The sequence below is a fragment of the Streptomyces sp. NPDC002690 genome, assembly GCF_053592415.1.
This window is the reverse complement of sequence record NZ_JBSFVR010000121.1, coordinates 1-20,371: the sequence shown is the minus strand read 5'-3', so window position 1 is coordinate 20,371 and position 20,371 is coordinate 1. Positions and strand designations below refer to the sequence as shown.

17 protein-coding genes and 3 tRNA genes are annotated in these 20,371 nt (G+C 71.1%); 12 read left to right on the top strand and 8 right to left on the bottom strand.

Annotation, left to right across the window (positions count from 1 at the left end):
* Nucleotides 1–1,486: 1,486 nt before the first annotated feature.
* Together bldC and ACWD3D_RS17285 are read right to left on the bottom strand one after the other, a co-directional pair.
* Entirely contained in the window at nucleotides 1,487–1,693 is a 207-nt protein-coding gene (gene bldC / locus ACWD3D_RS17290) for a developmental transcriptional regulator BldC (RefSeq protein WP_003949541.1), read from the bottom strand.
* A gap of 978 nt (nucleotides 1,694–2,671) precedes the next feature.
* On the bottom strand, nucleotides 2,672–3,517 hold the full coding sequence (locus ACWD3D_RS17285; protein ID WP_451461686.1) for a hypothetical protein: 846 nt from the start codon (nucleotides 3,515–3,517) through the stop codon (nucleotides 2,672–2,674).
* Nucleotides 3,518–3,690: 173 nt separating this feature from the next.
* Between ACWD3D_RS17285 and ACWD3D_RS17280 the strand changes: the two genes are divergently transcribed.
* A complete protein-coding gene (locus ACWD3D_RS17280) occupies nucleotides 3,691–4,809 on the top strand; it encodes a Leu/Phe/Val dehydrogenase (RefSeq protein WP_451461685.1) in 1,119 nt (372 codons plus the stop codon).
* A 314-nt stretch (nucleotides 4,810–5,123) separates the two neighbouring features.
* Nucleotides 5,124–5,375 carry a DUF3073 domain-containing protein gene (locus tag ACWD3D_RS17275; RefSeq protein WP_328720763.1) on the top strand — a complete coding sequence of 84 codons (252 nt, stop codon included), beginning with the start codon at nucleotides 5,124–5,126 and terminating at the stop codon, nucleotides 5,373–5,375.
* A gap of 271 nt (nucleotides 5,376–5,646) precedes the next feature.
* On the opposite strand, the gene purM is transcribed toward ACWD3D_RS17275, so the two are convergent.
* Together purM and purF are read right to left on the bottom strand one after the other, a co-directional pair.
* Entirely contained in the window at nucleotides 5,647–6,720 is a 1,074-nt protein-coding gene (purM, locus tag ACWD3D_RS17270; protein ID WP_451461684.1) for a phosphoribosylformylglycinamidine cyclo-ligase, read from the bottom strand.
* Nucleotides 6,721–6,777: 57 nt separating this feature from the next.
* On the bottom strand, nucleotides 6,778–8,304 hold the full coding sequence (gene purF / locus ACWD3D_RS17265) for an amidophosphoribosyltransferase (protein ID WP_328720761.1): 1,527 nt from the start codon (nucleotides 8,302–8,304) through the stop codon (nucleotides 6,778–6,780).
* 465 nt (nucleotides 8,305–8,769) lie between these two features.
* Here purF and ACWD3D_RS17260 point away from each other — a divergent pair, with 465 nt between their 5' ends.
* Both ACWD3D_RS17260 and ACWD3D_RS17255 read left to right on the top strand, forming a co-directional pair.
* A complete protein-coding gene (locus ACWD3D_RS17260; RefSeq protein ID WP_451461683.1) occupies nucleotides 8,770–8,862 on the top strand; it encodes a putative leader peptide in 93 nt (30 codons plus the stop codon).
* Between the two features lie 315 nt (nucleotides 8,863–9,177).
* A complete protein-coding gene (locus tag ACWD3D_RS17255) occupies nucleotides 9,178–10,638 on the top strand; it encodes a sulfatase family protein (RefSeq protein WP_451461682.1) in 1,461 nt (486 codons plus the stop codon).
* 93 nt (nucleotides 10,639–10,731) lie between these two features.
* Here ACWD3D_RS17255 and ACWD3D_RS17250 read toward each other — a convergent pair whose 3' ends face one another.
* From ACWD3D_RS17250 to purS, 4 genes are all read right to left on the bottom strand, one after another.
* Nucleotides 10,732–11,532 (bottom strand): sterol carrier family protein, encoded by an 801-nt coding sequence (locus ACWD3D_RS17250; protein ID WP_451461681.1) that lies wholly within the window; start codon nucleotides 11,530–11,532, stop codon nucleotides 10,732–10,734.
* Nucleotides 11,533–11,734: 202 nt separating this feature from the next.
* Entirely contained in the window at nucleotides 11,735–13,984 is a 2,250-nt protein-coding gene (gene purL / locus ACWD3D_RS17245) for a phosphoribosylformylglycinamidine synthase subunit PurL (RefSeq protein ID WP_451461680.1), read from the bottom strand.
* Nucleotides 13,981–14,661 (bottom strand): phosphoribosylformylglycinamidine synthase subunit PurQ, encoded by a 681-nt coding sequence (gene purQ, locus ACWD3D_RS17240; protein ID WP_266706269.1) that lies wholly within the window; start codon nucleotides 14,659–14,661, stop codon nucleotides 13,981–13,983. Before purQ ends, purL begins: the two co-directional genes overlap by 4 nt.
* On the bottom strand, nucleotides 14,658–14,918 hold the full coding sequence (purS, locus tag ACWD3D_RS17235; protein ID WP_266706271.1) for a phosphoribosylformylglycinamidine synthase subunit PurS: 261 nt from the start codon (nucleotides 14,916–14,918) through the stop codon (nucleotides 14,658–14,660). The genes purQ and purS overlap by 4 nt, the downstream gene beginning before the upstream one ends.
* A gap of 409 nt (nucleotides 14,919–15,327) precedes the next feature.
* Here purS and ACWD3D_RS17230 point away from each other — a divergent pair, with 409 nt between their 5' ends.
* The 8 genes from ACWD3D_RS17230 to ACWD3D_RS17195 all read left to right on the top strand — a co-directional run bounded on the left by ACWD3D_RS17230 (nucleotide 15,328) and on the right by ACWD3D_RS17195 (nucleotide 20,267).
* On the top strand, nucleotides 15,328–15,663 hold the full coding sequence (locus ACWD3D_RS17230; protein ID WP_451461679.1) for a histone-like nucleoid-structuring protein Lsr2: 336 nt from the start codon (nucleotides 15,328–15,330) through the stop codon (nucleotides 15,661–15,663).
* A gap of 178 nt (nucleotides 15,664–15,841) precedes the next feature.
* Nucleotides 15,842–15,913: transfer RNA gene (locus ACWD3D_RS17225), tRNA-Gly, on the top strand.
* 79 nt (nucleotides 15,914–15,992) lie between these two features.
* Nucleotides 15,993–16,068: transfer RNA gene (locus tag ACWD3D_RS17220), tRNA-Gly, on the top strand.
* Between the two features lie 209 nt (nucleotides 16,069–16,277).
* Nucleotides 16,278–17,285, top strand: coding sequence for an ABC transporter ATP-binding protein (locus ACWD3D_RS17215; protein WP_451461678.1), 1,008 nt, complete (start codon nucleotides 16,278–16,280; stop codon nucleotides 17,283–17,285).
* A complete protein-coding gene (locus ACWD3D_RS17210) occupies nucleotides 17,282–18,181 on the top strand; it encodes an ABC transporter permease (RefSeq protein WP_451461677.1) in 900 nt (299 codons plus the stop codon). Before ACWD3D_RS17215 ends, ACWD3D_RS17210 begins: the two co-directional genes overlap by 4 nt.
* A gap of 47 nt (nucleotides 18,182–18,228) precedes the next feature.
* The gene (locus ACWD3D_RS17205; protein WP_451461687.1) at nucleotides 18,229–19,518 is read left to right on the top strand and encodes a sensor histidine kinase; all 1,290 of its coding nucleotides are present in this window, start codon (nucleotides 18,229–18,231) and stop codon (nucleotides 19,516–19,518) included.
* Complete coding sequence (locus ACWD3D_RS17200; protein WP_451461676.1) at nucleotides 19,515–20,168, top strand: response regulator transcription factor; 654 nt, start codon at nucleotides 19,515–19,517, stop codon at nucleotides 20,166–20,168. The genes ACWD3D_RS17205 and ACWD3D_RS17200 overlap by 4 nt, the downstream gene beginning before the upstream one ends.
* A 23-nt stretch (nucleotides 20,169–20,191) precedes the next feature.
* Nucleotides 20,192–20,267 (top strand) — tRNA-Gly (locus ACWD3D_RS17195).
* Nucleotides 20,268–20,371 lie beyond the last annotated feature (104 nt).

Genomic DNA, 20,371 nt, shown 5'->3' with positions numbered 1-20,371 from the left:
GTGCTCGCCACCCTGTCAAGGTGGAGGCCGCGGGTTCAAATCCCGTCAGGACCGCAAGCAGCGAAGGCCCGGATCATCTCGATCCGGGCCTTCGCGCGTTCCCGGCCCCTCGACGGTAGACGGCAGACGGGGTGCGCGCGGGCAGGCGGGGCGTACACGGGCCGCGAGGCGCACGGGGCGGGCGAAGCGGCGCATCCGGGCGACGGGCTCGGGCGACCGGCGGGCGCACGCGACCGGCGGGCGTACGCGACGACCGGCGGGCGCACGCGACCGGTGAGGCGCATCCGTGGGGTCGCACGCCAGGAACGAACGGCACATGCCGTTCCCTGGGCCCGGTTCGCGGGTTTCCGGACAGCCGGCCGTGCGCACATCCACAGCGGGAGACGTGGCGGAGCCGAGGCGAGAGGCCCTGCCGCACTCGCACCCGGCAACTCGTCCGACGGCGGCCGGGAGGCACCACCCGGCTCCGGGCGGAGCTTCCCTCACCCGACCCGCCGCGCGAGGCACCCGGCACACACACCTCGGCCACCCCCGGCGCCACCACCCGGACCCCGGCCTGACGGACATCCCGGCGATCCCTCCGCGCCCGCTCCCGCACCCCGGAGCCCCGACCGCTGCCCGGGGCGGCTCCGGGCGGCGAGATCCGGCCCCGGGGGCCGCAGGTCCCGCTGGAGCCCCCTCCGGGACCTCATGGACAGCCGCCCCGGCCCTCCGCGATCGGCGTGCCGCCCCGGCGGCCCCCGTCCGGGGTCCCGAGGGCGGCGCGGAGCCGCCGGAGCGAAGTGCGAAAGTCCTCGCCACCGATGACCATCGGCGAAGTTTTCCGCCATTCCGTAGTGGCAGGCTGGATGTTGGCAAGCGGTAGGCAGTGTGACGGGAGTCACCGAACCAGTTTTTGGACAGGGTGACTTTACCCTCCCCATACAACCGTCCAATTTAATATGTGCAATTGCACTTCCTTTCGGGACTTCTGTGGAATCCATCCCTCCGGTTTCTCCCGGCCCGTACGGGTAGCTCCCCCGCCTCCGGACAGAGTCCTTCACCGGGTCGCACACAGAAACCCACACCCGCCCACACCCCCCACGCGTCTCCGCCGAAAGGCGACGTGACAGTCCGCGGGGAGAGCCCCGGGAAGCGGCCGGAAGGCGCCACGGCGAGGCGCCGGGCGTACGCCGGAGCGGGGAACCGGCGGCCCGTCAGGGCGGCACGTACCGGCCGCACGTACCGGCCGGTCAGGACGGGTGCACATGCCCGCGGCCCGGCCGCCGAGGCACTTCCGGGCACCTCACGGCACTTCCGGGCACCTCCGGGCACAAAAAAAGATCGCGCTGGACCCGGCGGAGTCCAGCGCGATCTTGACGACGTACCCGCATCGCACAGGTATGGCGCCCGTTGGGGCGGGCGCCCGTCGTATGGAGCTATGGGTGAGCGGCTGTCGGTTGGGGGGCCGTCAGCTGCCCGGTCGTGATGCGGCGACAGGGGTGTTTCAGGCCTCGCTGCGCTGCTGCGGAATACCCGCAAGCAGTGCGCGGACCTCTGCCTCGCGGTATCGGCGATGTCCACCGAGCGTGCGGATGGACGTGAGCTTGCCAGCCTTGGCCCAACGGGTGACCGTCTTCGGGTCCACGCGGAACATCGTGGCAACCTCAGCCGGGGTCAGCAGCGGCTCGGCATCAGGGGTGCGAGCGGTCATGAGCGGCCTCCTCGGGAGAACCGAACCATCTCGGTTCTTTCCTCTAAATTCTGCACCTTGGCCCACGTTGCCCGAAATGGTGAACGGGGGCCGAGTCGGTTATAGGACGAACGGCTTGTCCTCGGCACTACAACTACACCATCCGTCCAGCCGCGTCGGCCAAACCGATGGAATTGCCCTCCCAGGTGTTCATCAGCGACGGATGCCGATGGACCATGCCATAGCGGACAGTCACGCGTCAGTAACGATCAGTCACAGGGCGATCAGGAGTCACTAGACCCCCCATAGCGTGCAATGCAGAGCAATCCGCCCATAGTTGGACGGACAGAGTCCTCCCCGGACTCCTTGTCCTATTTTGGCACGAGGGGTAGGGATGGGCGCAAGGGCGGCCTTAGTGCCGTCCGTCACGCTTGCGGCCAATGGACCGGTTCAGGACGTAAGACCTAGGACGCAGGACGTAGCCTCCTGCCCCACCCGGCTCTTCCGCCCCAGGGGAGGCGGCCGACGGGCCGTCAGCAGGGCCCCGGGTCCACCCGGACCGCACCGGCCGCCCGGTCGGCGCGCGACGGATCACACCCCGGCCGGGCCTCCCTCGGCACTTCCCGTGGGTTCGCGTGCGTGCTCGCGCGTCTCGTCGGCGATCATCGGCTCCCTCGACTCCTCTCCCGGTCGCGGCCGGCCGCACGGGCCGGCCTTCCTGGCAAAGAAGGCGGTTGGCGTACCTTGATGCGATTCCATCCGGTTGGGCTGCTTGCGACCGCCTCGGCATGAGGTTGCCCCGGTTCGGACCTTTCATGCCACCGTGTTCCGATTCGCATCCATTGGTGGGGCGGCGTGCCGACACATGTTGACGCCGGACAGCCCTTTCACCGTTCACTTCACGAAGTCGCGCCCCCGGGCGGGCCGGTCGGCGAACAGCCGCCGACGGCCGCTGCGGACCGCGCACCCGTGACGGGCCCGACCCCGGTGCCGGGCCCGTCAGTTGGCGGACCGGAGATCCCGCACCGCGCGCCAGCGTTCCGCGAGCCGGCCGTACGCCACCGCCGCGCGGTCGTTGTCGCCCTCGCGCAGCGCCCGGATGCCCTCGGCCACGTCCGCGGCCGATCGGTCCTCGGCGAGCCGTGCGGCCGGTACGGCGTGCACCAGGCCGCCGTAGTCCAGCTCGACCAGCGACCGGGGGTGGAACTCCTCCAGCCAGCGGCCCACGTCCACCAGGCCGTCCGCCAACGGGCCGTCGTCCACGGTCTCGCGCAGGGTCCGCAGCCCGCGCGCCAGCCTGCGCCGCGCCTCCACCATGGGTGTCCGGTACCGCAACGACGCCGGTCCGCCCGCACCGTCCGGCGCCCCGTACTCGCGTTCCGCGTCGGCGAAGAGCACGAACCAGCGGACCGGTACGTGCCACAGCGCCGTCCTGATCCAGGGCCGCGCGTCCGGGTTCCTGCGCTGCCACCGCTCGTGGTCGGCGACCTGCTGCTCCCGGACGACCTCCGGCAGTACCGCGTCCAGCACATTGGCCGGAAACAGACCCTCAAGTTCGTCCAGGGCCAGCCATCCGCGCAGCCGGGTCCGCCACGGGCAGACGCAGACCACCCCGTCGATCTCCGCGACGAAGGCGTCGGCGCTCTCGTGGGGACTCACCCCGACCGGCGGAGTGGGCACCAAGTCCGCGAGCGAGCGCCGGAGTTCGTCCTGCGCGGTGGGGAACTCGGACCGCTGCGCGTAACGCGTCCAGTGCGCGCGCTCGGCCTCCGGGAAGGCGGCCAGGGGCTCGTACACCCGCAGATAGGACGTGTAAGGGACGAGCACTGAAGACACCACCGACATGAAGCTGATCGTGTCACGCCCGTACTCCCTCGGGGGGTGATCCACGGCAGTGGGGCGATCCACACGGGGGCAACGCCTACGCTCGGAACCGAACGGGCCGGCCCCGCCGGTCCGCCGGGGCCTTCCCACCCTCAGAAGACCCTTCCGCCGCTTCGTACTTGGGAGTCACCACCGTGACCGATGTGACCGGCGCACCTGACGCACCCGCCGCACACGCGGACGTGCTGCGCACCTTGTTCCACTCGGACCAGGGAGGCCACGAGCAGGTCGTCATCTGCCAGGACCGGGCCAGCGGCCTCAAGGCCGTCATCGCCCTCCACTCCACCGCCCTGGGTCCCGCCCTCGGCGGCACCCGTTTCCACCCGTACGCCACCGAGGCGGACGCCGTCGCCGACGCGCTGAACCTCGCGCGCGGGATGTCGTACAAGAACGCCATGGCCGGGCTCGACCACGGCGGCGGCAAGGCCGTCGTCATCGGCGACCCGGACCTCGTGAAGACCGAGGAACTCCTGCTCGCGTACGGCCGGTTCGTGGCCTCGCTCGGCGGACGCTACGTCACGGCCTGTGACGTCGGCACGTACGTCGAGGACATGGACGTCGTCGCCCGCGAGTGCCGCTGGACCACCGGGCGGTCTCCCGAGAACGGCGGCGCCGGCGACTCGTCCGTGCTCACGGCGTTCGGCGTCTTCCAGGGGATGCGGGCCTCGGCCCAGCACCTGTGGGGCGATCCGACCCTGCGCGGCCGGAAGGTCGGCATCGCGGGCGTCGGCAAGGTCGGCAGGCATCTGGTCCGGCACCTGCTGGAGGACGGGGCCGACGTCGTGGTCACGGACGTGCGCGAAGAGTCGGTGCGCCGGATCACCGAGGCCCACCCCGAGGTCACCGTGGTGGCGGACACCGCCGCGCTGATCCGCACCGAGGGTCTCGACATCTACGCCCCGTGCGCGCTCGGCGGTGCGCTGGACGACACCACCGTGCCGGTGCTCACCGCGAAGGTGGTGTGCGGCGCGGCCAACAACCAGCTCGCGCACCCGGGGGTGGAGAAGGATCTCGCGGACCGCGCGATCCTCTACGCGCCGGACTACGTGGTGAACGCCGGCGGCGTGATCCAGGTCGCCGAGGAGTTGCACGGGTTCGACTTCGAGCGGGCCCGGGCGAAGACGGCGAGGATCTTCGACACCACACTGGAGTTGTTCGCACGTGCGAAGGCAGACGGGATTCCGCCGGCCGCCGCGGCGGACCGGATCGCCGAACTCAGAATGGCCGGGGCCGCCCGTTCCCCGCACTCCTGAGCGACGACCCGCCGACCGGAACGTCATGTCCACGCCGGTCGGCGGGGCCCGCCGGGACCGGGCGAGACAAGACTCACGCCGGTCGGCGGGTCGAACGCCAGGAAGAGGTTAAAATCGCAGTTGACCAGCGAGGACGGAGCTCCTCATTGGTCCTGTACCGAGGCGCAAGACGCGGGCGGCGTACCGTATGGCCACGGAAGCAGGTACCGTTGAAGCTCTACGGGCACGGACTCTCATCCGAGAGGCCGTCCCGAAACATGAACGCGTGTCAAGACTCTGGGGCCGTCGAGCCCCGTCACCGAGGGGGTCGAGCCATGGGGCGCGGCCGGGCAAAGGCCAAGCAGACAAAGGTCGCCCGCCAGCTGAAGTACAGCAGCGGCGGAACCGACCTGAACCGTCTGGCCAATGAGCTGGGCGCATCACCTTCGAGTCAGCCACCGAACGCCGAGCCGTTCGAGGACGACGACGAGGACGATGACCCGTACGCACAGTACGCGGATCTTTACAACGACGACGAGGACGAGGACGAAGAGTCCGGTCCCTCGTCCCAGCGCCGCGGCGCTTGACCTCGCGCTGACACAACAACCCGGTCCGGGCCTGCCCCGGACCGGGTTCTGTGCTGTCCGGTCACGATCGGGCCGCGACGTCCGGCATGCCGTCCGTCCGCCGGTCCGGAGTCCGAGCGGGCGGTACGGCACCTCCAGGTGTCCGCAAGGTGTCCGCGGGGTGACCGCGAGCCACGGGCCGCAGGGCCGTCAGGCGTCCGTTGCAGGGCGACGCGGGCGATCCCCCGCCGCGTCCCCCTGCCCCGCCCGCCTCCTGCGTGCTCCCGGGTGATCAGCGTGCGTAGTCGCCGGTCAGCTCGGCACCCGTGGCGTGGTCGCCGCGGTCGGTGATCTCACCTGCGACCCAGGAGTCGACCCCGCGGTCGGCCAGCGTCGTCAGTGCCACGTCCACGGAGTCCGCCGGGACGATCGCGATCATGCCGACGCCCATGTTCAGCGTCTTCTCCAGCTCCAGCCGCTCGACCTTTCCGGCCTTGCCGACCAGGTCGAACACCGCGCCCGGGGCCCAGGTGGACCGGTCGACCGTGGCGTGCAGCCCGTCCGGGATCACCCGGGCCAGGTTGTTCGCCAGACCGCCGCCGGTGACATGGCTGAAGCCGTGCACCTCGGTCGTACGGGTGAGGGCGAGGCAGTCCAGCGAATAGATCCGGGTGGGCTCCAGGAGCTCCTCGCCGAGGGTCCGGCCGAACTCCTCCACCTGACGGTCCAGGGTCCAGCCGGCCCGGTCGAAGACCACGTGGCGCACGAGCGAGTACCCGTTGGAGTGAAGACCGGACGACGCCATGGCGATCACCGCGTCACCCTTGCGGATGCGATCGGGACCGAGCAGGCGGTCGGCCTCGACCACGCCCGTACCCGCGCCGGCGACGTCGAAGTCGTCGGGGCCGAGGAGTCCGGGGTGCTCGGCCGTCTCGCCGCCGACCAGGGAGCAGCCGGCGAGGACGCAGCCCTCGGCGATGCCCTTCACGATCGCCGCGACACGCTCGGGATGCACCTTGCCGACGCAGATGTAGTCGGTCATGAAGAGCGGTTCGGCACCGCAGACGACGAGGTCGTCGACGACCATGCCCACCAGGTCGTGGCCGATGGTGTCGTAGACACCCATCTGCCGCGCCAGGTCGACCTTCGTGCCGACGCCGTCGGTGGCGGAGGCCAGCAGCGGGCGCTCGTAGCGCTTGAGCGCGGAGGCGTCGAAGAGTCCGGCGAATCCGCCGAGACCGCCGAGACCCTCGGTCTCGGGGCGCTTCGTCTTCTTCACCCACTGCTTCATCAGCTCGACCGCGCGGTCGCCGGCCTCGATGTCGACGCCGGCCGCAGCGTAGGAAGCACCTGTTGTCTCAGACATTGCCCGGGATCTTTCGTGTGGGAATACGGGGCTGGAGGGGACGCCGGTCGGTCCGGATCACGGACGACGCAGCGCGTCGGCCGCCGCGGTGGCGGCGGGGCCGGCGGCCAGCTCGGTCTCCAGCAGCTGCTTGCCGAGCAGCTCCGGGTCCGGGAGCTCCATCGGGTATTCACCGTCGAAGCAGGCGCGGCAGAGGTTGGGCTTCTGGATCGTCGTCGCCTCGATCATCCCGTCGAGCGAGATGTACGACAGCGAGTCGGCTCCCATGGACGTGGCGATCTCGTCGACCGACATGCCGTTGGCGATGAGCTCGGCGCGGGTCGCGAAGTCGATGCCGAAGAAGCAGGGCCACTTGACCGGCGGGGACGAGATCCGGATGTGGATCTCGGCGGCACCGGCCTCGCGGAGCATCCGGACCAGCGCGCGCTGGGTGTTGCCGCGGACGATCGAGTCGTCCACGACCACCAGACGCTTGCCCTTGATGACTTCCTTGAGCGGGTTCAGCTTCAGACGGATGCCCAGCTGACGGATGGTCTGCGAGGGCTGGATGAAGGTCCGGCCGACGTACGCGTTCTTGACCAGTCCGGCGCCGAACGGGATTCCGCTGGCCTCGGCGTAACCGATCGCGGCGGGGGTGCCGGATTCCGGTGTCGCTATGACCAGGTCCGCCTCGACGGGGGCCTCGGCGGCGAGGCGCCGGCCCATCTCGACGCGGGAGAGGTAGACGTTCCGCCCGGCGATGTCGGTGTCGGGGCGGGCCAGGTAGACGTACTCGAAGACGCAGCCCTTGGGCTTCGCTTCCGCGAAGCGGGAGGTGCGCAGACCGTTCTGGTCGATGGCGACGAGCTCGCCCGGCTCGATCTCGCGGACGTAGCTGGCGCCGCAGATGTCGAGGGCGGCCGACTCCGACGCGACGACCCAGCCGCGCTCCAGGCGTCCGAGGACGAGCGGGCGGATGCCCTGCGGGTCCCGGGCCGCGTAGAGGGTGTGCTCGTCCATGAAGACCAGCGAGAAGGCGCCGCGGACCTGGGGAAGCACCTTGGTGGCGGCTTCCTCGATGGTGAGCGGCTTGCCCTCGTCGTCGACCTGCTCGGCGAGCAGCGCGGTCACGAGGTCGGTGTCGTTGGTCGCGGCGACCTGGGTGGAGCGGCCGTTCTTGCGCGGCAGGTCGGCGACCATCTCCGCGAGACGGGCCGTGTTGACCAGGTTGCCGTTGTGGCCGAGGGCGATCGAGCCGTGCGCGGTGGCACGGAACGTCGGCTGCGCGTTCTCCCACACCGAGGCACCGGTGGTGGAGTAGCGGGCATGGCCGACCGCGATATGGCCCTGGAGCGACCCCAGAGACGTTTCGTCGAAGACCTGCGAGACCAGTCCCATGTCCTTGAAGACCAGGATCTGGGACCCGTTGCTCACTGCGATGCCCGCGGACTCCTGTCCACGGTGCTGCAGGGCATACAGTCCGAAATAGGTGAGCTTGGCGACCTCTTCGCCGGGAGCCCAGACACCGAAGACGCCGCAAGCGTCCTGGGGGCCCTTCTCGCCGGGGAGCAGGTCGTGGTTGAGTCGTCCATCACCACGAGGCACGCCACCGAGTGTAGGCGAGGTCGACCACTGGTCCGAATTGGGTTCGGTCTCCGCACCGGCGGCAAGAGCCGTCCGGACGTGCGCCGACGGGAAGCGGGAAGTCCGTTTCAAGGGGATCTTGCTGATCACCGGGAGTGATCATCGCGACCCCCCGGGCGGTGAGCCCCCGAGGGGCGGAACGGTCGAAGCCCAGCACTGCGGCCCCTCCCGGGCCGATGACGGGGCCGGTACGCCGATGACGGCCCACCTCATCCGTTGCTCTGGGTGAGGCGGCCCCGGGGGTGGCCGGAGGCCCCCTTCGACCGTCCGTTCCGTGTCGAGCCTCACACTTCGCGGCCCGGACTGCGGACTCCGGCGCCCGCACCGGGGCGCCGAGCGGCGATTCTCGTCCGGATACCGGTACCCGAGTCCGTAGATCGAGACGATCGTTGACACGGGCACGACCAAGCGGCAGGCTCCAGGGCCATGCAGCCCCTCGGTGATCTTTCGGTCACGCTCGTGGAGCGCCGCCACGTCGATCTGGGACGCGTGGCGAGCGCCATCTGTCGCTGCTCCTGAGCCCCTGAGCTCCTGATCCACCGGCCCGCCGCGCCGGCCGTCGTCCGCGCCCCGGCGTGGGGACCCGGCCGCGCCCTCTCGGCCGCGCATCCCTTCCGGCCGCTCACCGGGTGATCCGAACCGCCCGTGCCGCCGGTGCTGCCGGGTCCTCGCGCCGTCCGGTCCTCGCGCCGTCCGGTGTGGGTGCTGTCCGGTGTGGGTGCTGTCCGGTCGTTCTGTCTCCTTCCTCCTGCTTCCCCGCCCGTTCCCGTACGGGGTCCGAGTGCGCCCCGGCGCATCCGGCCGCCCTGCGGGGGCCCCGTGCCCGGAGTCGCCATGTCTTCCGCCCAGAACCCGAATCCCCGCTCCGCGGAGCCGTCCGGCTCCTTCTCGCGCCGCGCCTTCACCACCGCCGCCGGTGCGACCGCCGCCACCGCGGCCGTCGGCCTGACGGCCGGACCCGCGTCCGCCGCCCCGGCCGCCGCCCAGCAGAAGCCCGAGGCGCGGGAGAAGCCCTTCCGCGCGGCGCGCGGCAAGCACTCCCGCCGCCCCAACATCCTCTTCATCCTGGGCGACGACCTCGGCTGGGCCGACCTCTCCTCGTACGGCGCCCCGCACATCAAGACGCCCCACCTCGACCGCCTCGGCCGCCAGGGCGTGCGGTTCACCGACGCGTACTCCGGCTCCGCCACCTGCTCGCCCACCCGCTTCAGCCTCTACACCGGCCGCTACCCGGGGCGCACCAGGGGCGGGCTCGCCGAGCCGATCGCGGACCGGTCGGTGGGCCTGGAGCCGACGCACCCGACGCTCGCCTCCCTGCTGCGCTCCACCGGCTACGCCACCGCGCTGATCGGTAAGTGGCACTGCGGCTACCTGCCGGACTACAGCCCCACCAAGTCGGGGTGGGACGAGTTCTTCGGCAACTTCGGCGGGGCGCTGGAGTACTACTCCAAGCTCGGTCTCGGCGGCGAGTACGACCTCTACGAGGGCGACGCCGAGTACAAGGACCTCCGCTACTACACGCGCATCCTCACCGAGCGGGCGAGCGAGTACGTCCAGCGCGACCACGACAAGCCGTGGCTGCTGAACCTCAACTTCACCACCCCGCACTGGCCGTGGATCGCGGACGGCGACACGGAGGAGAGCGCGGAGGTCGTCCGGAAGATCAAGGCGGGCAATCCGGCCGCCCTCTTCCACAACGACGGCGGATCGGTGGAGAAGTACAAGGAGATGGTCGAGGACCTCGACCGTTCGGTCGGACAGGTGCTCGACGCGCTGAAGAAGTCCGGGCAGGAGGAGGACACCTTGGTGTTCTTCGCCAGTGACAACGGCGGCGAGCGCTTCTCCTACCAGTGGCCGCTCTCCGGCAACAAGAGCTCGCTCCAGGAGGGTGGCATCCGGGTGCCGGCGGTCCTGCGCTGGCCGGCCCGGATCGACCCGGGCCAGGTCAGTGACCTGCCGGTCTTCTCGCCGGACTGGACCGCGACACTGCTGGAGATCGCGGGCGCCCGCCCGGCCCCGGCGTACCCCCTGGACGGCACCAGCCTCGGCGGCTACCTGCTGCGGGGCGAACGGGTGGCGGAGCGCGAGCTGTTCTGGCGGGTGCGCGGCGAGCGCGCGGTGCGCCGGGGCGACTGGAAGTACTACCGGGGCAAGACCGGCGGCGACCAGCTCTTCAACCTGCGCGAGGACCAGCGGGAGCAGGCGAACCGGGCCGCCGAGGAACCCGAGTTGCTGGCGGAGCTGCGGGCGTTCTGGGAGCGGACCGACGCGGAGCTGCTGCCGTACCCGGCGTGAGACCCGTCCCGCCGCCCGCTCCTGACGGCGGGCGGCGGGATGCCCGGGGTCCACAAACGCCCCCGGTGACCGGCGCCTCACCGCGCCGGCACCTCACCCCATGAGCGGCAGCAGCCCCGCGAGGTCGGCCCGCTCCCCGCTCGCCGAGACCCGTGCCGCCTCCCGCTCCTCGGCCCAGCCGGTCCGCCCGGTGGCCAGCCGGATCCAGGTGAGCGGGTCGGTCTCCACGACGTTGGGGGGCGTGCCGCGGGTGTGCTGTGGGCCTCCGATGCACTGGACCACCGCGAACGGCGGGACGCGGACCTCCACCGATCCGCCGGGTGCCCGTTCGGCGAGGGCGTCCGCGAGCAGCCGGGTGGCGGCGGCCAGGGCCTGCCGGTCGTACGGGATGTCCAGGCCGGTGGCCGCGTTGAGGTCGTCCGTGTGCGCGACGAGTTCGACGGTCCGGGTGACGAGGCAGTCGCCCAGCAGCATCGTGCCGGCCGGGGTCGGCAGCAGGCGGTCGGCCGGGGCGGGCGCCACCACCGCCTCGAAGCGGGCCGCGACCTCCTCGTACAGGGCGGCCGGTTCGGGGTGCGCCGCGACGAGGGCGCGGGTGTCCTCGTCGATGGCACCCGCCCGCCGCGCCGTCGTGAACGGCCATTCCACCGGGGTCAGTTCCGGTTTCGCACCGCGCGGCTCCGGCAGCTCCAGGTCCCGGCAGACCGCGAGCAGCCCCGCCGCGAGATGAACGACCAGCTCACGCACGGTCCAGTCGCCGAGCCGCGTGGGGCCCGCGAGCCGGTCGGGGGTCAGCCCCGCGACCGCCCGCCCGACCTGGGCGAACTGCGCCAGTACGGCGGTGCGGGTGCGGTCGGGGTCGTAGCGTCGGGCGCGCTTACGGGTCGGCGGCATGCCGTCGAGCGTACGGCTCCGAGCGGCGACCCCGTCCGCGGCGACCGGCACCCCGGAGCCCGCCGGACAACGCGGCCGGGACCGCCGGGTCGCTCCTCGTCGCCGGGTCGCGAACCCGGCCCGACCGTCCGGGAACAGCACGATGCCCTCCGTCCGGCGGACCGGACGGAGGGCAACGGCGTGACGTGCTCCAGGGGAGGACTCAGGCGAGGAGCGCCGGAATCGTTCCCTCGTGGGCGGTCCGCAGCTCGGTCAGCGGAATGCTGAACTCGCCCTGGACCTCGATCTCCTCGCCGTCCACGACACCGATCCGGGTGACGGGCAGACCCCGCGCCCCGCACATGTCGTTGAAGCGGAGCTCCTCGCTGCGCGGCACGGAGACGACCGCGCGCCCCGCCGACTCGGAGAAGAGGAAGGTGAACGCGTCCAGACCGTCCGGGACGACCAGCCGGGCACCGTACCCGCCGCGCAGACAGGACTCGGTGACCGCCTGGACGAGACCGCCGTCGGACAGGTCGTGCGCGGCGTCGATCATGCCGTCGCGCGAGGCGGAGATCAGGATCTCGCCCAGCAGCTTCTCGCGGCCCAGGTCGACCTTGGGCGGCATCCCGCCGAGGTGCTGGTGGACGACCTCGGACCAGGCCGAGCCGCCGAACTCCTCGTGCGTGTCGCCGAGCAGGTAGAGCAGCTGCCCCTCCTGCGCGAACGCGACCGGGGTGCGCCGGGTGACGTCGTCGATCACACCGAGCACGGCCACGACCGGCGTCGGGTGGATCGCGGTGTCACCGGTCTGGTTGTACAGCGAGACGTTGCCGCCGGTGACCGGGGTGCCCAGCTCCAGGCAGCCGTCCGCGAGACCGCGGGTGGCCTCGGCGAACTGCCACATGACGTCCGGGTCCTCGGGCGAACCGAAGTTCAGGCAGTCCGAGATCGCGAGCGGCTTGGCGCCGGAGGCGGCGACGTTGCGGTACGACTCCGCCAGCGCGAGCTGCGCACCGGTGTAGGGGTCGAGCTTCGCGTAGCGGCCGTTGCCGTCGGTCGCCATGGCCACGCCGAGGTTGGTCTCCTCGTCGATGCGGACCATGCCGGCGTCCTCGGGCATCGCGAGCACGGTGTTGCCCTGCACGAACCGGTCGTACTGGTCCGTGATCCAGGACTTCGACGCCTGGTTCGGCGAGGAGACGAGCTGGAGCACCTGCGCGCGCAGCTCGTCGCCGTTCGCCGGGCGGGCCAGCTTGCCGGCGTCGTCGGCCTGGAGCGCGTCCTGCCACGCGGGGCGGGCGAACGGACGGTGGTAGGTCGGGCCCTCGTGGGCGACGGACCGCGGCGGAACGTCCACGATCTGCTCGCCGTGCCAGAAGATCTCCAGCTGGGAGCCCTCGGTCACCTCACCGATGACGGTGGCGATGACGTCCCACTTCTCGCAGATCTCCAGGAAGCGGTCCACGTGCTGCGGCTCGACGATCGCGCACATGCGCTCCTGCGACTCGCTCATGAGGATTTCCTCGGGCGAGAGGGAGGAGTCGCGCAGCGGCACGGTGTCCAGCTCGACGCGCATGCCGCCGGAACCCGCGGAGGCCAGCTCGGACGTGGCGCAGGAGAGCCCGGCGCCGCCGAGGTCCTGGATGCCCGCGACGAGCTTCTCCTTGAAGATCTCCAGGGTGCACTCGATGAGGAGCTTCTCCTGGAACGGGTCGCCGACCTGCACCGCGGGGCGCTTGGCCGGGCCGGTCGACTCGAAGGTCTCGGACGCGAGGACCGAGACTCCGCCGATGCCGTCGCCGCCGGTGCGGGCACCGTAGAGGATGACCTTGTTGCCGGGGCCGGACGCCTGCGCGAGGTGGATGTCCTCGTGCTTCATCACGCCGATGCAGCCGGCGTTGACGAGCGGGTTGCCCTGGTAGCAGGCGTCGAAGACGACCTCGCCGCCGATGTTCGGCAGGCCGAGGCAGTTGCCGTAGCCGCCGATGCCCGCGACGACGCCCGGAAGGACGCGCTTGGTGTCGGGGTGGTCGGCCGCGCCGAAGCGCAGCGGGTCGACGACCGCGATCGGGCGGGCGCCCATGGCGAGGATGTCGCGGACGATGCCGCCGACGCCGGTCGCCGCACCCTGGTAGGGCTCGATGTACGACGGGTGGTTGTGCGACTCGACCTTGAAGGTGACCGCGTAACCCTGGCCGACGTCGACCACACCGGCGTTCTCGCCGATGCCGACGAGCATCGCGTCGTTGGCGGGGACCTTCTCGCCGAACTGCTTGAGGTGGACCTTGCTGCTCTTGTAGGAGCAGTGCTCGGACCACATCACGGAGTACATGGCGAGCTCGGCACCGGTGGGACGGCGGCCCAGGATCTCGCGGATGCGGGCGTACTCGTCCTCCTTGAGGCCGAGTTCCTTCCAGGGCTGTCCGGCGTCCGGGGTCTCGGCCGCGTGCTTGACCGTATCCAGGCTCATGCGTTGACCAGCTTCTTGATGATCGAGGTGAAGAAACCGAGGCCGTCCGTGCCGCCGGTGCCGATCAGCGGCTCGACCGCGTGCTCGGGGTGCGGCATGAGGCCCACGACGTTGCCGGCGGCGTTGGAGATGCCGGCGATGTCGCGGAGCGAGCCGTTGGGGTTCACGTCGACGTAGCGGAACGCGACGCGGCCCTCGGCCTCCAGCTCGTCGAGCGTGCGCTCGTCGGCGGTGTACCGGCCGTCCATGTTCTTCAGCGGTACGGAGATTTCCTGCCCGTCCGCGTAATCCGCGGTCCAGGCCGTCCCCGTGTTCTCCACCCGCAGCTTCTGGTCGCGGCAGATGAAGTGGAGGTGGTTGTTGCGCAGCATCGCGCCGGGCAGCAGGTGCGCCTCGGTCAGGATCTGGAAGCCGTTGCAGATGCCGAGGACCGGCATGCCCGCCTTCGCCTGCTCGATGATGGTCTCCATCACCGGCGAGAAGCGGGAGATGGCTCCGGCCCGCAGGTAATCGCCGTAGGAGAAGCCCCCCGCCAGGACGACCGCGTCGACCTGGTGCAGGTCCTTGTCGCGGTGCCACAGCGATACGGGCTCCGCCCCCGCGACCCGGACCGCGCGCAGCGCGTCCTGGTCGTCGAGGGTGCCGGGGAAAGTGACGACGCCGATACGAGCGGTCACTTCGCGGCCTCCTCGGACTCCACCTTCACGACGAAGTCCTCGATGACGGTGTTCGCGAGGAAAGTCTCGGCGAGTTCGTTGATCCGGGCCAGGGCGGCATCGTCGACCGGCCCCTCGACCTGAAGCTCGAAACGCTTCCCCTGGCGAACGTCGGCGATTCCCTCGAAGCCGAGACGGGGCAGTGCGCGCTGCACCGCCTGTCCCTGCGGGTCGAGGATCTCCGGCTTGAGCATGACGTCGACTACGACGCGTGCCACTGGCACTCCCGATGGTGTGGTGCGGCTGGGTCTCCGGGGGGTTCCCCAGACCCCCGCGGGTCCTGTCAGCGTACCTGGCGGAAATTTCTACGCGGGTAGACAAGACTCCGCAGATCACGTACGGATATCGATCGCCACCACCCCGAGGAAAAGTCCGAGGAAAAAATCAGGACCGATTGCGGGCGGACACGCGAAACAATTGGGCGGGCTTCACAATGCCGTACCACCGCTGTACAAATGATTACCAGGGAAAGCATCACGGCTCGAGGAACACCGGAACACCGACACCTCGGGATCGGGCCGGGGCCCGCGAGTCCGGCCTGATCCGACCGTAAAGACCCCAGGCAGCCGGAAGGCCGGCGTCCGCGCACGTCAGACGCGCGGAAGCCGCAGGAAAGGACCGATATCCGTGGCGCAGCGCGTAGTGGTCACGCTCTCCGACGACATCGACGGGGGGCAGGCGGCAGAAACGGTCACTTTCGCCATCGACGGGAAGTCCTACGAGATCGATCTCAATCCCGTCAACGCGAAAACACTGCGGAAGACCCTGGCCCCGTACGTGGCGGCCGGCCGAAAGCAGACAAACGCCGGAAAACACGGCAAGACTCCCGTTTCCTACCGCCACACCTCCCTCGCCCCCGATCCGGCGGCCGTCCGCGCCTGGGCGCGGTCGCACCAGATGGAGGTGCCGGCCCGGGGACGCATCCCCAAGAAGGTCTACGAGGCTTTCGAACAAGCGAGTTGAGGGGCGGGGCGGGTCGGCGACGGACCCCCGGAGGCCGGCACCGGCCTCCGGGACGGCCCGCGGGGGAAGCCGGCCGCGACATCCCTGGGGGAGCCGACTTGCGCTGCACCCCCGCAGTTCGGATAGAGTCTGGATCACGCCAAGGGGCAAGGCCGAAAGGCCCCAACCACAGCAGCGTGCGGGTGTAGTTCAGTAGTAGAACACCCCCCTTCCAGGGGGGAGGCGCAGTGTGCGATTCCTGTCACCCGCTCTGCATCACTTTCCGACCACTCCGGTGGATCGGGTAGAGTGGTGCTCGCGCCGCCCGGTGAAAGCCGAGCGGAGGCAATGCGGACGTAGCTCAGTTGGTAGAGCGCAACCTTGCCAAGGTTGAGGTCGCCAGTTCGAACCTGGTCGTCCGCTCCACAAGAAAGACCCCGGTCGATTTTCGACCGGGGTCTTTTTTCGTACGTGCTTCTCGTTCTCGCTTCTCGTACGTCTTCTCCCGCCCTGTTCGTCTTGACGGCACCGGGGCCGCGGTCCGGGCTCCGCGTCGGGCGGTCATGACGGATGTCATGTGGGGTGGTGATGTCTCGCACTGCCGCCGGGTACCGGCCCCGGCCAGGCTGGGACGCATGACGAGAGACGAGTGTGACGGCGGGCCGGCCGCCTCCGGTACGACGGTGATCGAGGCCCAAGCGGTACGGCGGGTGTACGCGGGCGGCTTCGAAGCGGTCTCCGGGATCTCCTTCTCCGTGGCGCGCGGCGAACTCTTCGCGCTGCTCGGCACGAACGGTGCCGGGAAGACCTCCACGGTGGAACTGCTCGAAGGGCTCGCGGTGCCGGACTCCGGAACCGTACGCGTCCTCGGGCACGACCCGTACCGCGAGCGGGCCGCCGTCCGGTCCAGGACAGGGGTGATGCTCCAGGAGGGCGGCTTCCCGTCCGACCTGACGGTGACCGGGACCGTGCGGATGTGGGCCGCGTGCACCAGTGGCGCCCGGCCCGTCGGGGAGGTGCTGGAGCTGGTGGGCCTGGCCGGCCGGGCCGGGGTCCGGGTCAAGCAGCTCTCGGGCGGCGAGCGGCGTCGGCTCGATCTGGGGCTGGCCCTCGTCGCCCGCCCGGAGGTCCTCTTCCTCGACGAGCCGACGACAGGGCTCGACGCGGAGGGCCGCCGGGACACCTGGGAGCTCGTCAGAAGCCTTCGGGACACCGGTACGACGGTGCTGCTGACCACGCATCACCTGGAGGAGGCCGAGGCCCTCGCGGACCGGCTGGCGATCATGCACGGGGGCCGGATCGTGGCTTCCGGGACGACTGCCGAGGTGACGGCCGGCCAGTCGGCCCGCATCCGGTTCCGGTTGCCCGAGGGGGTCGGCCTCGACCGACTGCCGGTGGACCGGCACGGTCCACAAGTGACGTCGGAGGGGCGGCAGGTGGAGATCCGTACCCGCGCTCTCCAGGAGTCGCTGCACGTGCTCCTGCACTGGGCGGCCGGGGAGGGCGTGACCCTCGACGGGCTGGATGCCCGGTCCGGTTCACTGGAGGAGGCGTTCCTGGAGATCGCGCGTACCGGCGGCGAGCCGGCCGTCGGGGGCGCGGCGCGGGCCGGGACACGACGGGTGCGGGAGGCGGCGGCATGACGACCACCACGAACCACGGCGGCCGTTCCCCGGAGCACCGCCCTGCGGGCTCCACGTCGGGCTTCACGGCGGACTCCGACGCGGCGGGCTCCGACGCGGCGGGCTCCGACACGGCGGGCTCCACGGCGACGGGCTCCACGGCGACGGGACGGCTCACCGCACTTGCCCGCGCCGAGATCACGCTGCTCGCGCGGAACAGGACGGCGGTCTTCGTCTCGCTGCTGACGCCCCTGGCGATGACGGTCGCCCTCAAGTCCTCCCTCGACCGGGTCGATCTCGGGCCCACCGGGCTGTCCGTCGCCGGGGTCGCCCTGACCGGCGGGATCGGCACGGCGTTGATCCAGGTCGTCCACATGAACCTGGTCTCCACGTACGTCGCCCGGCGTGAGGAACTGGTGCTCAAACGGCTGCAGACCGGGGAGATCCGGGATCTGGAGATCCTGGCCGGGACGGCACTGCCCGCCGCGCTCCTGCTGCTGACCCAGAGCGCGCTGATCGTCGCCGTCGGCGGGGCCGTCATGGGGCTGGGGGCGCCGGAGCGGCCCGCCCTGCTGGTGGCGGGGCTGCTGCTGGGCTGCGTTCTGCTGGCCGGGCTCGCGGCGCTCACCTCGGCGGGCACGCGCACGGTGCAGACGGCGCAGCTCACCACCCTTCCGTTCTTCGTCGTCTCCGGGATGGGCTCTGGGCTCTTCGTCCCGCTCGCCGTCCTCCCGGACCGGCTGGCCTCCTTCTGCGAACTGCTGCCGTTGACCGGGGTGATGACCCTCGTCCGCGCCGGATGGCTGGGCGGCGTGTCCGCGGGCGCGCTCGTGGGCGCGGCGGCCCCGGCACTGGTGTGGACCGGGTTCGCCGTGTTTGCTGGGCGGCGGTGGTTCCGGTGGGACCCACGACGCTGATCGGCGGCGGCGACAACACCGGTACGGGCAACGGGGAACGGGGAACGGTGATCCGGCGTACACAGGAGTGGCGGCGCCACTGGCACGGCCGCAGCAGGCTCCAGCGCATCGACCTCTACCAGCGGGCCACGCTGGAGACGATGCCCTGGTTCTTCCTCCTCACCTGGGGAATCACCCCGCTCGTCGCGGACCTGCGTCACGATCCGCTGCCGTGGACGCTGGGCGGTCTGTTCACCCTGGTCTGCGCCGCGCAGTGCGCGTACCTGCACCGCAACCTCCGCCCGGCCCACCGGTCCTACCTGGGCCGGGGCGCCTTTCCCACCGGCCGTCTGGCCGTCCCGGGGCTGCTGCTGGCCGTCGGGCTGGGGCTGCTCGTGGCGCTGGCGGCCACGGGCGGGATCGACGGTGACGGGCTGGCGATGTTCGCCCTCGACCTGCCGATCGCCTTCGTCACCCCGTACGTCCTTCTGGTGCCGGTCCGCACCTTTCTGCTGCACGGACTGGCGTACGCAGCGGTGGGTGCCGGGCTCTTCGCGGCGGCCGGGGTACGCGGCGGAGCGCTGGCCGGGACGGCGGGTGCCGGGCTCTTCAGCGCGCTGTTGATGCTGCTGGCGGTACGGCCCTCAGCGTGGAGCCTGAACGTGATGTGGCAGGCGGAGGAGGCCCGCGACCTCCAGGCGCGTTTGGCGGTGGCGGAGGAGCGGCTCCGGTTCGGCCGGGACATGCACGACGTGCTGGGCCGCAATCTCGCGGTGATCGCGCTGAAGAGCGAGCTCGCCGTCGAGCTCGCCCGGCGCGGCAAGCCCTCCGCCGTGGACCAGATGGTCGAGGTGCAGCGGATCGCACGCGCCTCCCAGCAGGAGGTCCGCGACGTTGTCCGCGGTTACCGCGAGGCGGACCTGCGCGCCGAACTTCACGGGGCACAGGCGGTGTTGATGGCGGCCGGCATCGACTGCTCGATCGACGAGGACCGGGCGGCGGCCGACCGGCTGCCCGGCGCCACCAGGTCGGCGCTCGGCTGGGTGGTGCGCGAGGCGACCACCAACGTGCTGCGCCACGGCGATCCGCGCCACTGCGTGATCCGGCTCGCGGCGGACGCGGGGGGCGTGCGACTGGTGGTGGAGAACGACGGCGCCCCCGACGCGGGGTCCCCTTCGGGGGGCTCGGGGCTGCCGGGGCTGCGGGAGCGGCTCGCCGCGCTCGACGGTTCGCTGGAGGCGGGGCCGGCCGGGGACGGGCTCTTCCGGCTCACCGCCACCGTGCCCGCCCCGTCACCGGCCGGACGCACGCAGAAACGCACGCAGGAACGCATGCCGGAACTCGTGGAGGAACGTTGACCGCCGACCTCGTACCGCCTTCGCCGCCTTCGCTGCCGCCTTCGCCGGTGCGTCTGCTGCTCGCCGACGACGAGCATCTGATCCGGGGCGCCCTCGCCGCGCTGCTCGCCCTGGAGGACGACTTCGTGGTGGTCGCGGAGGCCGCGACCGGGCCCGAGGCGCTCGCCATGACCCTGGCCCACCGGCCCGACGTCGCGGTCCTCGATCTCCAGATGCCAGGGGCGGACGGTGTGAGCGTGGCCACATCCATCCGCGCCGAACTGCCCGGCTGCCGCACCATGATCGTGACGAGCCACGGGCGCCCGGGGCATCTGAAACGGGCCCTGACCGCAGGGGTGCGCGCCTTCGTCCCCAAGACGCTCAGCGCCCGCAGGCTGGCCGAGATCATCCGGATCGTGCACGCCGGAAACCGTTATGTGGACCCGGAGTTGGCCGCCGACGCGATCTCTGCCGGGGACTCACCGCTGACCGCGCGAGAGGCCGAGGTGCTGGAACTCGCGGCGGACGGAGCCCCCGTCGCGCAGATCGCCGCACGGGCCTCGCTCTCACCCGGAACGGTCCGCAACTACCTCTCCTCGGCGGTCTCCAAACTGGGCGTGGAGAACCGTCACGCGGCAGTGCGTTTCGCTCGGGCTCAGGGATGGGTATAGTTGTCATCGCGCTCAGGCGCAGTGCGAACGTAGCTCAGCTGGTAGAGCGCAACCTTGCCAAGGTTGAGGTCGCGAGTTCGAACCTCGTCGTTCGCTCCATGTGAGAAGGCCCCGGTCCCCAGGACGACCTGCCGCCCGGGGTGGCCGAGCCGGAGGGCGCGGGGGTCGCGGAGGCGTCGGGGCTCGGCGTGGCGCTGCTCCCG